The sequence below is a fragment of the Bacillus sp. X1(2014) genome (assembly GCF_007678255.1).
This window is the reverse complement of sequence record NZ_VEED01000016.1, coordinates 114,853-127,824: the sequence shown is the minus strand read 5'-3', so window position 1 is coordinate 127,824 and position 12,972 is coordinate 114,853. Positions and strand designations below refer to the sequence as shown.

Sequence of the window (12,972 nt, the reverse complement as noted above, 5' to 3'; positions counted from 1 at the left end):
TCCTGAGCCAGGATCAAACTCTCCAAGAAAGTTGATTAGCTCATAAAAGTTACGTTGGCTCGTGTTCTTCATATTAATAGAAGAAACACGATTAATATTGTTTGTTTGCACGATTTTGTTTGTTTAGTTTTCAAAGAACAATTTCGTTCGCCAGAAGCGACATTTATTATTATATCGAAACTCTATCATTATGTCAATATAATAATTTAACTTTTTTCGCTATCACTTTTAACTGATTAATTCGTCGTTAAAAGCAACTTTTAAATCATAACACCATCCATTTAATTATGCAACAAAAAGTTTTTTCCTTTTTTCACGTGGACACAAAAAAGAGAGGTTTCTAAGTAGAAGAAACACTCCCTTTTAAAATTACGAACATGTACATTTAAACATGCATCCATAATTTCTGCATCGTTTATATTCTTTATGATCGTCTTTTTTATTATCGTGATTTTGATGATTTTCGTGATTTTCGTTAGATGGCCACCAAATGACGGACTCCCTCTCCTTATGATCCTTCTTGCAGTGACAATTGCTTTTGTCTTTTTCCTTATAATCCCACCAATTGTCGTGATCGTCTAGATTGTCGTGTTGATCATGTTGTTCATGATCCTGTTGTTCATGATCATGATTGTCATTTTGATGACTCTTGCTCTGCTTTTTACGATGTTTCTTCTTTCCCATATCCCACTTTCCTCCTTAAAACAGATTTATTTATTATTAGTTTATTTAGAGTAAGAAAAATGGGTTGGACGAACACCCAGCCTGTATTTTTTTCTTATAGTAAGCCCACATCTCCCTTTCCCTGGACCATGATAGCGTATTCATTCATAAAACCACTTTTTTGTAAAGGCTTTCAGTATAAGCTTCATTTTTCTGTCACATTTATTGTGAAATATTTCACAAACAGATGTTATACTTACATCATCAAGTTATTAATTACCAAATAATCACTGCTAGATTAAAGCAAATAAAAACCCACTAATAAAGGAGATTGATCATCGTGGAAAACAGAAATAAAAAAGTAAACCGGGTTGTCTTAGTTGGAACGGGTGCGGTCGGTTGCAGTTATGCTTATTCTATGATTAATCAAGGTGTTGCCGAAGAATTAGTTCTTATTGATGTGAACGAGGCCAAATCAGAAGGCGAAGCAATGGATCTTAACCACGGAATCCCGTTTGCTCCATCACCTATTAATGTTTGGAGCGGTTCTTATCAAGATTGTGCACAAGCCGACTTAGTTGTGATTACAGCAGGATTGGCACAAAAACCTGGTGAAACACGCTTGGAATTAGTGGAAAAGAATACGAAAATTTTTAAACAAATCGTAAAAAACATTATGGCAAGTGGATTTGACGGTATCTTCTTGGTCGCGACAAACCCTGTCGACATATTAACCTACGTGACTTGGAAAGAGTCCTGGCTGCCAAAAGAACGTGTGATTGGTTCTGGTACCGTACTAGATTCTGCGCGTCTCCGCTTTGCGCTTGGACAGCATTTCAACATGGATACTAGAAACGTTCATGCTTATATCATTGGAGAACACGGAGATACTGAACTTCCCGTTTGGAGCCGTGCTGCAGTGGGTGTCGAAAGACTTGAAGAACTACCGGCTGAAAAACTAAACAAAGAATCTCTAGAGGAAATTTTCGTGAATGTCCGTGATGCTGCTTATCACATTATTGAACGAAAAGGCGCAACGTACTATGGAATTGGAATGTCCCTCGTTCGAATCACGAAAGCAATTTTAAATAATGAAAACTGTATCCTTACGGTTTCCACATATCTAGATGGACAATATGGACAAAAAGATGTATTTATCGGTGTGCCTGCAGTCATTAACCGCGGCGGAATCCGTGAAGTCCTTGAAATTGACCTAAATGAAAAAGAAAAAGAACAATTCAGCCATTCCGTTAATGTATTAAAAGAAACGATGAAACCTGTAATCTAAGAATTATTGCAAGCACTCCATTTTTTCAATGAAAAGATGAAATCACTATTGAAAGCAGATGAAGATATGGAAACGATCAATCATACAAAAAAAGGTTATTTTATGATGGCGGTATTGTGGCTGGCTTATGTAACCTTTGCCATGAACTGGGTGGCGGGCTCTTCATTGACCCCACAAATAACCGAAACGTTTTTCGGCGGGCCGGTGGATCCTATTATATCTCAATTAGTGAATTATTCGATTACGACCGCACGTGTGTTTGCGAATATCTTAGCAGCGATGGTACTAATGAAATTAGGACCGAAAAAAGCAGCAGGGATGGCGATTGGACTATTAATGATGGGACTTGTAGCTATTTACCTGCCTAATTACTGGGCCTATACCGCAGCTCGGATGGTCATGGCCGTGGGTGGCTCAATGGTGATTGTCTACATGAACCCTGTCGTCGCTCACTATGTCAAAAATTCAAATGTAAAACTGCGCATTAATGCGGCCAATACCGTTGCCTATAATGCGGGTGCCTTTATTGTCGCCGTCTTGTTTACGGTTTTTGCGAAGCAAATGGTGGCCAATTGGCGTTTAACATTGACGTTTTTTGCTTCGTTAACGATTTTGTTTTTTATCGGCTGGCTTTGGAAAGCGGAAACCTTTGAAACAAAGGAAACCGGTGGAAAAGTTGAAAAGTATGGATATAAAGACGCCCTTAAAGACGGATTCCTTTGGCGCTACGGCTTGGCATTTGCTTCCTTTTTAACACTGTACGTATTATCACTAGTGAGCTTTAAAGCGATATTTGATCAATATACCTTGTTAAACGGCTCGGTTACGAACTTGTTAATCTCAGGTTTTGGCATACTTGGTACATTTGCAGGGATTCGCATCGGGAATAAAGGGGTAGCGCGGAAACCGATTCTCCTGTTTTCAGGAATCGTCATGGTTGGAGCCTTTGCTCTAGCGCTCGTTTTTGCGAATAAAATTCCGTTACTTTCCTACACTCTCATTTCAATCTCTGGATTTGCGATGTATATCCAGTACCCAATCTTTTTGAATCTTCCCCATGAGTTAAAAGGGATGACACCACAAAGATTGACGATCATGTTCGGCCTATTCTGGGCAATCGCTTATGCGGGCCAAACCATTGCGACAATTGTGTGGAGCTTTATATTAGGTGCTTCCGGATATACGGCTGCCATGATTTTCTTTATTGCTGTCTCTAGTTTGTACATCTTCTTGGTGGCGACCTTCCCGGAAACCAAAAAGCAGGAAGTAGGTATGCGAAAAGCAGCTTAACTCCAAAAAACGGTATATTAAAGCGAACCGAATGAATAAATAAAGGAAGTCCAGCTCCGAATTAGAACTGGACTTCCTTTATGGCTTTGTGATAAAGAAGCAGCAATTTATTGCCTGTTTTTATTGAGTGTCTTCGTCGCTTTTATACTCCAAAATATCACCTGGCTGACAATCCAAAGACTTACAAATCGCTTCTAATGTTGAAAAACGAACCGCTTTTGCTTTCCCATTTTTCAGAATAGAAAGATTCGCCATAGTAATTCCCACCCTCTCGGAAAGCTCCGTTACGCTCATTTTTCGTTTTGCTAACATCACATCAATATTAATAATAATTGCCATATTCTCCACCTCAGACTGTCAAATCATTTTCTGATTTTATGTTAATCGCTTCTTGTAGAAGCCGTTGGAGGATAGCGGCAAACACGGCGATAACCAACGAAGCAAAAATGATGATGAGTGCTACTAATCCAATAGGAGGGTCAACTTTCTTCGCTATAAAACGAAAGAGTGGCAAGCCTAATACATACCAACCACTGATTGTAATCGCACAGCACTTTATGTTCTTTAACGCCTTTACAGATAATTCCGAGAACGCTGTGTTCTCGTCAATGTATCGTAAAAGATTGAAGGCCTGATAGAGAGCAAAGTAAAAAGGCACAGCCGCTCCATACATCACGATGAAAACGAGATATTTCATTGGGGCAATATTTGGATACAATTTTGCTGCAAAATTCGCCATATGGGGCACAAAAAATATACATAAAGCAAGAACCAGTAGTCCTGTAATAAAAACAGCTATTTTTAAAAACAATGTTGTGACTTCTCTCAAAATATACACCTCACATTTTTATTTCATTTTTTCAGGAAATTTTTAATTGGTTTTTGAAGAACACTTACAAAAGCTGCAACGGTACTTGTCACTAAAATACCCATTAGACTTAGTGATATTGGACCTGCTGCATCGTCACCTGTAACTTTAGCAAACGCCATTAAACTTACTATCCCTAACACAATGAAGAAAATGACTGCAAAAGTACATTTCTGTATAACCTTCAAAGATTTAAGGGATAACTCAGAGAAAGCATTGTTCCTTTCGATATAGGTTAATAGTTTAAATGCTTGATACAATACAACAGAAAACGTAATACAGAATCCGTATGCACATACTAAAAAGGGGATTAGGAAGTAAGCCGTATCTGGATGCACCCTTGCATCTCTAACGGCTATCTCAGGCAGCCAATAGATACACAAAGCAAGAACTGCAATTCCAGCCAGAAAAATAATTACCTTTAAGAAAGTGGTTGAACCTCGTATAACATTCATTTAAAACACCTCACTTAATAATGGCAACATGATTTTAGCACATGATTTATCGTATTACAATAAATTAATGCTGTTTTTTATTATATTATTATTGTTATCGAAATATCCTTTTAATTTTGACAAAAATAAAAAGCATTTCTCATTACAAAGAAATGCTCTTACTTTAAAATGTTAAATTTACAACTTGTTCAACAAAACTTCCAAATAGTTAAAAGAGAATCCGTTAACGCGAGGGCCTCACACATTTTTCTTCAGAAGATTAACGATTTCCGTTGCCTTTTCTAACGAAACACGCTGAAGCACACTATTTTCAATTCGAACGGCTGATCCGAAATGATAGAAACCGGTGCCGACAAGTTTATGAACTTCAAGGATATTCTCCTTTGTCAGCCCGCTCCCGATTAGAATATCCGTATTCTTACACCGATCCTTCATCTTCACTAGCATCTCAAGCCGTGTTGGCCAGTCTCCATATCCGCCCGATGTTAAAATCGTATTGATTGCTTGATATTGATCTAATTTTTCTGCTGCCTCAAGTGGATTCTTTGAACTATCGATGGCGCGATGGAAGGTTACCTCCATATCGCCTGTTTCCGTTAAGAGCTCTTCAAGCTGACCGAAATCGATATTCCCTTCCTCATCCAACATGCCCAATACGACCCCGTTAGCCCCTATCGACCGAATGATGCGAATATCTTGTTTCATGATTGCGAGGTCGTCTTTCGAATAGCAAAATGATTGACTATGCGGTCTCACCATGACATTGATCGGAATACGAACACTCGAGACCAATTTTTCAATCAAACCATAACTCGGTGTTAGACCACCCTCTGTTAAGCCCGAAACAAGCTCAATTCGGTCTGCTCCTGATTTTTCAATTAATACCGCATCCTCCACCGTGACAGCAATAAATTCAAGTAGCACGACATTTCCCTCCTGGGTTATTTTGTCCTCATTCTACCAAAAAAGATGTCGAAAAGCATTCTCACCACTTCTTACGAGCTAAAGACTGTCCTCTCTTGCTTGTATGAAGTTTACATTTTCCTTTTCTATTTCATTTAGAGAGCCATCAAAAGACTGGTCTGGATGATACCAGGATTTACTGGAAAAATAGGTTTGCAAATCCTCTGATTTAAAGACATATCCATGACGTGCATAGATCTCATTTCTGGCTAAACGCAGCTGCCCTTTTGAAAGATTAGCAATGTCTTCTTCACTCATCACACCTTTATCACTTGCAGGCAAAATATATTCAGTAGAGGAAGGATTCGAACTCCCTTGTTCGGTTGAAGGTTGATCATGACTAGTTTGATCTATATTCTCTACATCTTTATCTTTTGATTGTTCTGTTGTTTTTATAGTAGCTAGAGTCGGTTTAAGTTCAGGCTTATAAAAATCTTTAACGATTAAGGTAACACTTATGACAAGCAGCAAACCTATAAGTGATCCGACCACAACTATTAATCTCTTTTTTGAACGATTTTTATTTATATCAATGCGCGTTTCTAGAGTGGAGGTCATGTTCTTTTGATTTTCTGCAACCCTAGAACCGCAGTTTGGACAGAATTTACTAGATTCATTTACTTTTTCACCACAATTTGTGCATAAATGCATTTAAACACTTCCCTTCTATTGAATAATCCTTAGTAAAGGACATCCAGAATTCTATACTTGCAATCATACATATTATAGGGGGTAATTATTTCAAACAGATTATTCTGATGTGACAGCAGCATTTCATTTTAAGAGGTTTTTTAGTATCCAGTTAATCGCTCCTTTCTATTTGAAAGGGGTCAAACTACTAAAAAAAGCGAATTAGAACACATTTTTACATGTGTCTAATCCGCTTTCTTCCATCTCTATATCTATTCCACTGGATTTTTAAAAGGATTTTCACCTCAGTAACCGTTGGTGTCCTATCTCACCTCACAAATCCATTAACATTTGATAAATAAAACACATGGAATCATCACTAAGATTTATTTTATAAGCTAATTCTAGGGGGACAAAAATTTCCTTTAATACATGTAATCCCTTTGCATGGGTAATCATGAAACGATCCCTTTTTTGAAAGACTGCAGTAACTTTGTTGTTAATGGTGTTTTCAATTACATTTGCAATATGAAAGGTCATGCCTACTAATTTATCCATATCAAAGGAAACATCCAATTCACGATTCACTCGCTGCAAAAATACCTCAAATAATGGTTGAAATTCATTTGTCTTAATATATTGTAACTTTTGAGATAGACTATCAAGAATTTGTTCTAAAGAAAGTTGATCCTCATGTATTTCCCCGGTTGTCCCCGGAACAAAAATCGATTGATTGGTTTGTAATACTTGATTGATTTTATCGTAATGATTATACATAATAAGATCACTTAACGGCATAAATGGTATCCCATATATTTTCGGATCAATAGTCCCTACAATTAATAAAATCCTTTTCTTTTTAGAAATGGTCGAAATTCGTTTTTCCATTTCCAACCGATTACTAATAGAAAGAGGAATTACCTCCGTATTGTGACCAGAGATATCAATATTATCTTCTATTAGACTTTTAATTCTCATCGCACTACCTTCACCTGTTGTACAAACTGTTAAAATCGCAGTTTCCTTATTAGATGCGAGATAGTCATATCTTTTCGACCCATAGCTCAACGATAAGGGTAGTTGATTCGAAATAGATTGGTATATTTTCTCAAGATTATGTTCAATTTCTGCTTTTCTAGCAATATCTAAAGCAACAACAGTCGTAATCATATCAATCGTTTTAATATTGGTCCCTAACTCTTCCGCAATTAGTTCACCATACATAGCAAGCGAACCCATATCAACAAGTAATAAAACTCCTGATGGACTTTGATTCGTCTTAATAAGTTGCTTTAACTCTGCATACCCAGTTTGAGCACTTTTTTCAAGAGGCATATCATAAGCCAAAATATGATCAATCCCAAGTAAACGGTTGACCACTTCAGCCATGGAAGATGCAGTACTCTTTCCATGCATCGCAATAATAATCGAGGGTGGGGCGCTTTGGTTCTTTTCTTCCATTTTTTCAAAACTTAAGAACATTGTGATAAAACTAATTTCATCCGCGGGAACTTTTACCTGATATTGCTCTTCCAACCTTTTACAGAATTCCTTAGCGAGGTTATACTCCAAGGGGTACGTTTCCTGGATATCTAAAAGGTTATGATTAACAATTTCCCCTCCTTCTTTCAGTCTTACAATTGATGAATGAAGATGAAAACAGAGACCATAAAATATTCTTGCAGGAAAGTTTGTCCCAGTCTTACTTGATACCTCTAAGAGTAATTTTTCCACCAAATTAATGAGTTTTTGGTCCACAAATTTTGTTAGATTTGTTTCAACACCTTCAAATTTTCCGACAAACCTTTTAAAATAATTCTCAATTTCCAAATTCATAATTAATTGAATATCTGGGCTTGAATAGTTTTTCTTTTCTAATTCACTTACCCTTGCCTCAATTTTCTCATAAAAATTGGCCTTTTCCTTTCCTTCCTCATTTTTTCGATGAATGTGATCAAAAGAAAAGGAAAAGATTTCTTGGTCAGCCAATAACTCTTCAAAATCATCATTAAAATCACGGTAATGGATCATCCCCTTTTTAACATGCGATGGTAAATGCGCTAATTCAACATCAATATCGCTTCCACCATTTGAAATACAATCGAAAAAGGCATTGGCACATATTAATTGAATATCACTTTTTAATTGACCAACATTACCTGGACAAGGATAGGCTAATAAGTTCTTCATGCTTTCACGTTTTACATGAATAGCCCGATTAACCCGTTTCACCTCCTGCTTAAAAAATATGTTGATTAATTCAAATCTCTCTCTTGGTCCCCTCTCACGTAAAGCAGGAATCGAAATAGTCATCGGAATCCGTCTGGAAAAGGTCTGTAATAACGCACTATCTACATTCTCTGTAGTGGCACAAATAATTAACAAGTTGACTTTATGTTTGACAGTTGCTTCACCAAGCTTTGAATATTCGCCTTTATCGATTAAATAAAACAATAGCTCTTGGCCCTCCGGTGGAAGGCGGTGAATTTCATCTAAAAATAAAATCCCATTATTAGCTTTTTCTACAACCCCATTAAAGTTTTCACTAGCTCCTGTAAAAGCACCTTTTTTGTATCCAAATAACTGACCTAATAGAAACTGTGAATTATTCGCATAATCCGCACAATTAAACGAAACAAAAGCAGCATTCTCTTGAATAAAATGGTTCTCAATAGCAAATCGATACATTAATTCTGCAAATAGAGTTTTTCCTACCCCGGTTGGGCCTAATAATAAAGTATGCAAACCATTAGGTGGATAGGAAATGGCAACCTTTGCCTGCTGAATACATTTTTTTAGAATTCCATCAATCCCAATCAGTCGATCAAAGCTTGATTGCGATTGAATCGTTTGTTGATGGGAAACCAATTTAAAATAAACAGGCCTCCCCTCCGATTTTGATAATATGTCTTCTTTATATAATTTGTTCAGAATATTACTTGCATTGGAGCGCTGAATCAAGAATCTCTCGGCAATTTCATTGGTTGTTATTCCAGGGTAATCAGGGGTTGTTAGGTGTTTATTGGTCTCGTTTTTTATATATTGTATGATTTCTTCTTCTATTTTCATGCTGTTTTCCCCCTTTTCATAATCAGTATAGAGGCCCCTTCACTATTTGTCTAACATATTTTATACACTAAGAAATACAGTAATTGATATTGCGGATTAGTGTATGTGTTAGTGTATAATCTCTTCTGTGTTCTGTATAAATTCACATTAAACCGCTTACAAAATAACTATTTTAAAGTTTGGCATGGTTCTTGCATTATATTAAGGTGTAAAGCACAAGAAAAAGGAGTTTGGAGTCTATGTTAAATGAAATTATGGCCATTATCACCCATGCTGGTGATGCCAAAAGCGATGCTTTCGAAGCATTGGAGAATGCAAGAGAGGGGGATTTCGATATAGCTAAAAAATTATTGGACAAATCAAGAACCACCATGATCGAAGCCCATAAAGCGCAAACACAATTATTACAAAAGGAAGCACAAGGAGACGATATGAAGATATCGATCCTTCTCATTCATGCCCAGGATCATTTAATGACAGCGAAACTTGCACAAGAATTAATCGAGCAATTAATCGAGCAAACTAAAGAAATTCAAGAATTAAAGAAAATCAATGGATTATAAGGAGACGTGAACAAAATGAAAATTTTATTATGTTGTGGTGCAGGCGCATCCACTAGTTTAGTAGCTCAAAGTATGATGAACTCACTACCAGAAAATGAAAAGGCCAATTACGTTATCAATGCTATCACTTACGACCTTTTCCTTGATCATTATAAAAACTACGATGTGGTTTTATTGGGACCGCAAATCCGTTATAAGAAAAAGTCATTAGAGAAGGAAGCAATGGCGGACAACATTCCAGTAGACGTCATTAATTCTGTTGATTATGCCCTTCAAAACGGAACAAAGATTATTGAACACGCCAAACAGCTTTATAAGAAGGCTCATGGGGCATAAGCTCCAAATCATAAGGGGTGATTAAGTTGAAAAAACTATTTGATTTCTTCCAAGAAAAACTAATGGATGGTTTTGTGGCCGTTGGTGAAAACAAATATATGCAGGCGATTCGTAACGGGATGATGATGATCCTACCGTTTATCATCGTAGGAAGTTTATTTACCATTATTTCGAGTTTCCCCTTTAAATGGTGGACGAACCTGATTGAGCCCTATGTCAAATACTTTAACGTAGGTTACGATTTAACATTTGGAATGATTGGTATTATCGCCACTCTTAGTATCGCTTACAATCTTGCAAAAGCATTAAAAATTGATGCAATTGGGACGGCCATAACAGCCTTAGTCGGTTTTCTCATCCTGCAAGTGGCGCCGCCTGACTTAAAAATAAATACAGCTAATTTCGGTGCATCTGGTCTTTTTACAGCTATTATTGTTGCTTTATTATCAGCTAAGGTAATTGAATTTTTTGTTAAGAAACGCATCACCATCAAATTACCTACCGGAGTACCATCCTATGTTTCTGACTCTTTTACCATTTTAATCCCTTCCTTTACCTTAATAATAGGGTTTTGGTTAATAAGAGTTCCTTTAAACTTTGATATTAATGCGTTGATTGCAAAAATGATTTCGCCACTTGTATTTGGTTTAGATACATTACCTGGAGTACTAGTCCTTATTTTCTTTACATTACTATTATGGATTTGTGGAATAAACGGAGATAGTATATTTGGTGGCATTTACTACCCTGTTATGCTTGGCTTTTTAGCAGAAAACGCAGAGGCAAATGCTGCAGGAGAAGCGGTCCCTCACGTAATCGCAGACGGTCTTTACTACTTTGGTATGTGGTTTGGAGGGACAGGCGGTACCATCGGTCTCGTGTTGTTAATGTTATTTTCAAAAAGTAAGACATATCGATCTTTAGGAAAAATTTGTTTACCACCTGGTATCTTTTGTATTAATGAGCCGCTCGTGTTTGGATTCCCAATCATGCTAAACCCGATTATCATGATCCCATACATTCTGACACCAATGATTTTGGTTACGATCACCTATTTCTTAATGTCCTTTGGAATTATCGGAAGGCCAATTGTATCTGTTCCATGGACTACGCCTCCTATATTCAGTGGTTTCCTAGTAACCGGTGGAGATTGGCGGGCAGCGGTATGGCAGGCTATTGAATTGGTATTATCTGTTTTAATTTACTTTCCATTCTTCAAAGTAGCAGAACGAGTAAAAATGAAAGAAGAAAAAGAACTAGAACAGAATGAAAGCCACTTGGAAGGACCGATTGCCAATGAAATATAACAACATGACTGGTTTTCCTGATGATTTCTTTTGGAGTGCCTCAACTGCTGCTTATCAAGTAGAAGGGGCTATTCTTGAGGATGGAAAATCATTATCCATTGTAGATGTAAATATTAACCCTAACTTTGCTGATACGAGTATTACATCCGATCACTATCATCGGATCAAAGAAGATGTGGCCTTAATGAAAGAGCTGGGAATGACGGCCTACCGCTTCTCCTTCTCATGGCCACGTATATTACCAAATGGTCGAGGGTCTGTGAACAATAAAGGGATCGACTTTTACAACCAATTAATTAATGAGTTACTTAAAAACGGAATAACACCCTTAGCTACGATTTACCACTTTGATTTACCTTTGGTGTTACAGCAGGAATACGGCGGGTGGGCATCAAGAAAAATTTTGGATGACTTTGAGAATTTTTGCCGCGTCCTGTTTGAAAATTTCGGCGACCGTGTGAAATATTGGTTTACGATCAACGAACAGAGCAATATGTTTTTACTACCGTACCTTATGCCCGTTAATGAATCCAGCGACATCAGTGCGGAAAAACAGAAATATGAAATGAATCATATTATGACACTTGCCCACGCCAGGGCTATTCAGTTATGCCATCAAATGGTTGAAGGCGGAAAAATAGGTCCAGCTATCGGCCTGGCACCGAATTATCCAGCAAGCTGTAAGCCGGAAGATATAATGGCTGCCCGTGTTGCTGATGATTTTCGTACCTACCTATTCTTAGATTTGTATTTATACGGGGAATATCGGGAGAATATTTGGCGATATATGCTAGAAAACGAATGCGAACCTACGATTCTACCTGGGGACATGGAGCTATTAAAATCAGCCAAATCTGATTTATTAGGGATTAATTATTATCAGAGCAGAGTAGTGAAATACGCACCTGAAGAGATGGCAAGCCGTGATTTTACAGTGAACAAAGATGGACAGAAAGGTTCCACGGAATTTGAAATCCTTCCAGGTCTTTATCAAGGTGCAGAGAATCCCTTCCTTGAAAAAACAGAATGGGACTGGGAAATTGACCCTATTGGATTACGGGTCTTATTGAACGAACTTCATGATCGTTATCATATCCCGATGATCATTACCGAAAATGGACTGGGCGGGATTGATGAACTTACCGATGATGGCAAAGTTCATGATGCTTACAGAATTGATTACCTGCGTAAGCACTTGGAACAGTGCCAGTTGGCCATTAACGATGGGGTTCAATTATTCGGCTATAGCCCATGGTCGTACATTGATTTGCTTAGCACAACAAGCGGTTTTCGAAAACGATATGGCTTTGTATATGTAAATCGCACAGACGACGAACTAAAAGATCTGAGCAGAATCAAAAAGGACAGTTTTTATTGGTATCAGAATGTAATCAAAACGAATGGTAAGGAACTTTAAGACGGACCATAGGGACGGTTCTCTTGGCTTTTATTAAAAGATAGCTATCATTGGTATAAAAAAGTCATTGAGTCTAACGGGGAAGATTTGGAGTAGTAATTACACAGAGGCAGTTCTCATAGT

Annotated in this window: 13 protein-coding genes; 6 read left to right on the top strand and 7 right to left on the bottom strand. The window is 37.4% G+C overall.

Annotated elements, in window-relative coordinates; all coding sequences use genetic code 11:
* Window positions 1-369: 369 nt before the first annotated feature.
* A complete protein-coding gene (locus FS608_RS23195) occupies window positions 370-684 on the bottom strand; it encodes a hypothetical protein (protein ID WP_144554928.1) in 315 nt (104 codons plus the stop codon).
* Window positions 685-1,003: 319 nt separating this feature from the next.
* On the opposite strand from FS608_RS23195, the gene FS608_RS23190 reads away from it, so the two are divergent.
* Both FS608_RS23190 and FS608_RS23185 read left to right on the top strand, forming a co-directional pair.
* Complete coding sequence (locus FS608_RS23190) at window positions 1,004-1,951, top strand: L-lactate dehydrogenase (protein ID WP_144554927.1); 948 nt, start codon at window positions 1,004-1,006, stop codon at window positions 1,949-1,951.
* 36 nt (window positions 1,952-1,987) lie between these two features.
* A complete protein-coding gene (locus FS608_RS23185; protein ID WP_144554926.1) occupies window positions 1,988-3,241 on the top strand; it encodes an MFS transporter in 1,254 nt (417 codons plus the stop codon).
* A gap of 120 nt (window positions 3,242-3,361) precedes the next feature.
* Here the strand turns inward: FS608_RS23185 and FS608_RS23180 are convergent, their stop codons facing one another.
* The 6 genes from FS608_RS23180 to FS608_RS23155 form a co-directional block, all read right to left on the bottom strand.
* Window positions 3,362-3,580: a helix-turn-helix domain-containing protein gene (locus tag FS608_RS23180; protein WP_066255409.1), complete on the bottom strand. Its 219-nt coding sequence runs from the start codon at window positions 3,578-3,580 to the stop codon at window positions 3,362-3,364.
* A gap of 10 nt (window positions 3,581-3,590) precedes the next feature.
* The gene (locus tag FS608_RS23175) at window positions 3,591-4,070 is read right to left on the bottom strand and encodes a DUF2975 domain-containing protein (RefSeq protein WP_144554925.1); all 480 of its coding nucleotides are present in this window, start codon (window positions 4,068-4,070) and stop codon (window positions 3,591-3,593) included.
* 23 nt (window positions 4,071-4,093) lie between these two features.
* Entirely contained in the window at window positions 4,094-4,564 is a 471-nt protein-coding gene (locus tag FS608_RS23170) for a DUF2975 domain-containing protein (protein WP_144554924.1), read from the bottom strand.
* 237 nt (window positions 4,565-4,801) lie between these two features.
* Window positions 4,802-5,488 carry a copper homeostasis protein CutC gene (locus tag FS608_RS23165; protein ID WP_144554923.1) on the bottom strand — a complete coding sequence of 229 codons (687 nt, stop codon included), beginning with the start codon at window positions 5,486-5,488 and terminating at the stop codon, window positions 4,802-4,804.
* A 78-nt stretch (window positions 5,489-5,566) separates the two neighbouring features.
* A complete protein-coding gene (locus FS608_RS23160) occupies window positions 5,567-6,178 on the bottom strand; it encodes a YARHG domain-containing protein (protein ID WP_144554939.1) in 612 nt (203 codons plus the stop codon).
* Window positions 6,179-6,490: 312 nt separating this feature from the next.
* Window positions 6,491-9,226: a sigma-54-dependent transcriptional regulator gene (locus FS608_RS23155; RefSeq protein WP_144554922.1), complete on the bottom strand. Its 2,736-nt coding sequence runs from the start codon at window positions 9,224-9,226 to the stop codon at window positions 6,491-6,493.
* A gap of 239 nt (window positions 9,227-9,465) precedes the next feature.
* Here FS608_RS23155 and FS608_RS23150 point away from each other — a divergent pair, with 239 nt between their 5' ends.
* Genes FS608_RS23150 through FS608_RS23135 form a run of 4 tightly spaced genes read left to right on the top strand, consistent with a single transcriptional unit; the run spans window position 9,466 to window position 12,849 of the window.
* A complete protein-coding gene (locus FS608_RS23150) occupies window positions 9,466-9,789 on the top strand; it encodes a PTS lactose/cellobiose transporter subunit IIA (protein WP_144554921.1) in 324 nt (107 codons plus the stop codon).
* 15 nt (window positions 9,790-9,804) lie between these two features.
* Complete coding sequence (locus tag FS608_RS23145) at window positions 9,805-10,125, top strand: PTS sugar transporter subunit IIB (protein WP_144554920.1); 321 nt, start codon at window positions 9,805-9,807, stop codon at window positions 10,123-10,125.
* A 26-nt stretch (window positions 10,126-10,151) separates the two neighbouring features.
* Window positions 10,152-11,432, top strand: coding sequence for a PTS sugar transporter subunit IIC (locus FS608_RS23140; RefSeq protein WP_186328868.1), 1,281 nt, complete (start codon window positions 10,152-10,154; stop codon window positions 11,430-11,432).
* Window positions 11,422-12,849 carry a glycoside hydrolase family 1 protein gene (locus FS608_RS23135; protein WP_144554919.1) on the top strand — a complete coding sequence of 476 codons (1,428 nt, stop codon included), beginning with the start codon at window positions 11,422-11,424 and terminating at the stop codon, window positions 12,847-12,849. Before FS608_RS23140 ends, FS608_RS23135 begins: the two co-directional genes overlap by 11 nt.
* Window positions 12,850-12,972: the final 123 nt, after the last annotated feature.

Excerpts from the sequence above, each read along its gene's own strand:
- FS608_RS23170 (WP_144554924.1), bottom strand. The coding sequence starts at position 4,564 with ATGAATGTTATACGAGGTTCAACCACTTTCTTAAAGGTAATTATTTTT.
- FS608_RS23160 (WP_144554939.1), bottom strand. The coding sequence starts at position 6,178 with ATGCATTTATGCACAAATTGTGGTGAAAAAGTAAATGAATCTAGTAAA.
- FS608_RS23150 (WP_144554921.1), top strand. The coding sequence starts at position 9,466 with ATGTTAAATGAAATTATGGCCATTATCACCCATGCTGGTGATGCCAAA.
- FS608_RS23185 (WP_144554926.1), top strand. The coding sequence starts at position 1,988 with ATGAAATCACTATTGAAAGCAGATGAAGATATGGAAACGATCAATCAT.
- FS608_RS23195 (WP_144554928.1), bottom strand. The coding sequence starts at position 684 with ATGGGAAAGAAGAAACATCGTAAAAAGCAGAGCAAGAGTCATCAAAAT.
- FS608_RS23155 (WP_144554922.1), bottom strand. The coding sequence starts at position 9,226 with ATGAAAATAGAAGAAGAAATCATACAATATATAAAAAACGAGACCAAT.
- FS608_RS23145 (WP_144554920.1), top strand. The coding sequence starts at position 9,805 with ATGAAAATTTTATTATGTTGTGGTGCAGGCGCATCCACTAGTTTAGTA.
- FS608_RS23135 (WP_144554919.1), top strand. The coding sequence starts at position 11,422 with ATGAAATATAACAACATGACTGGTTTTCCTGATGATTTCTTTTGGAGT.
- FS608_RS23180 (WP_066255409.1), bottom strand. The coding sequence starts at position 3,580 with ATGGCAATTATTATTAATATTGATGTGATGTTAGCAAAACGAAAAATG.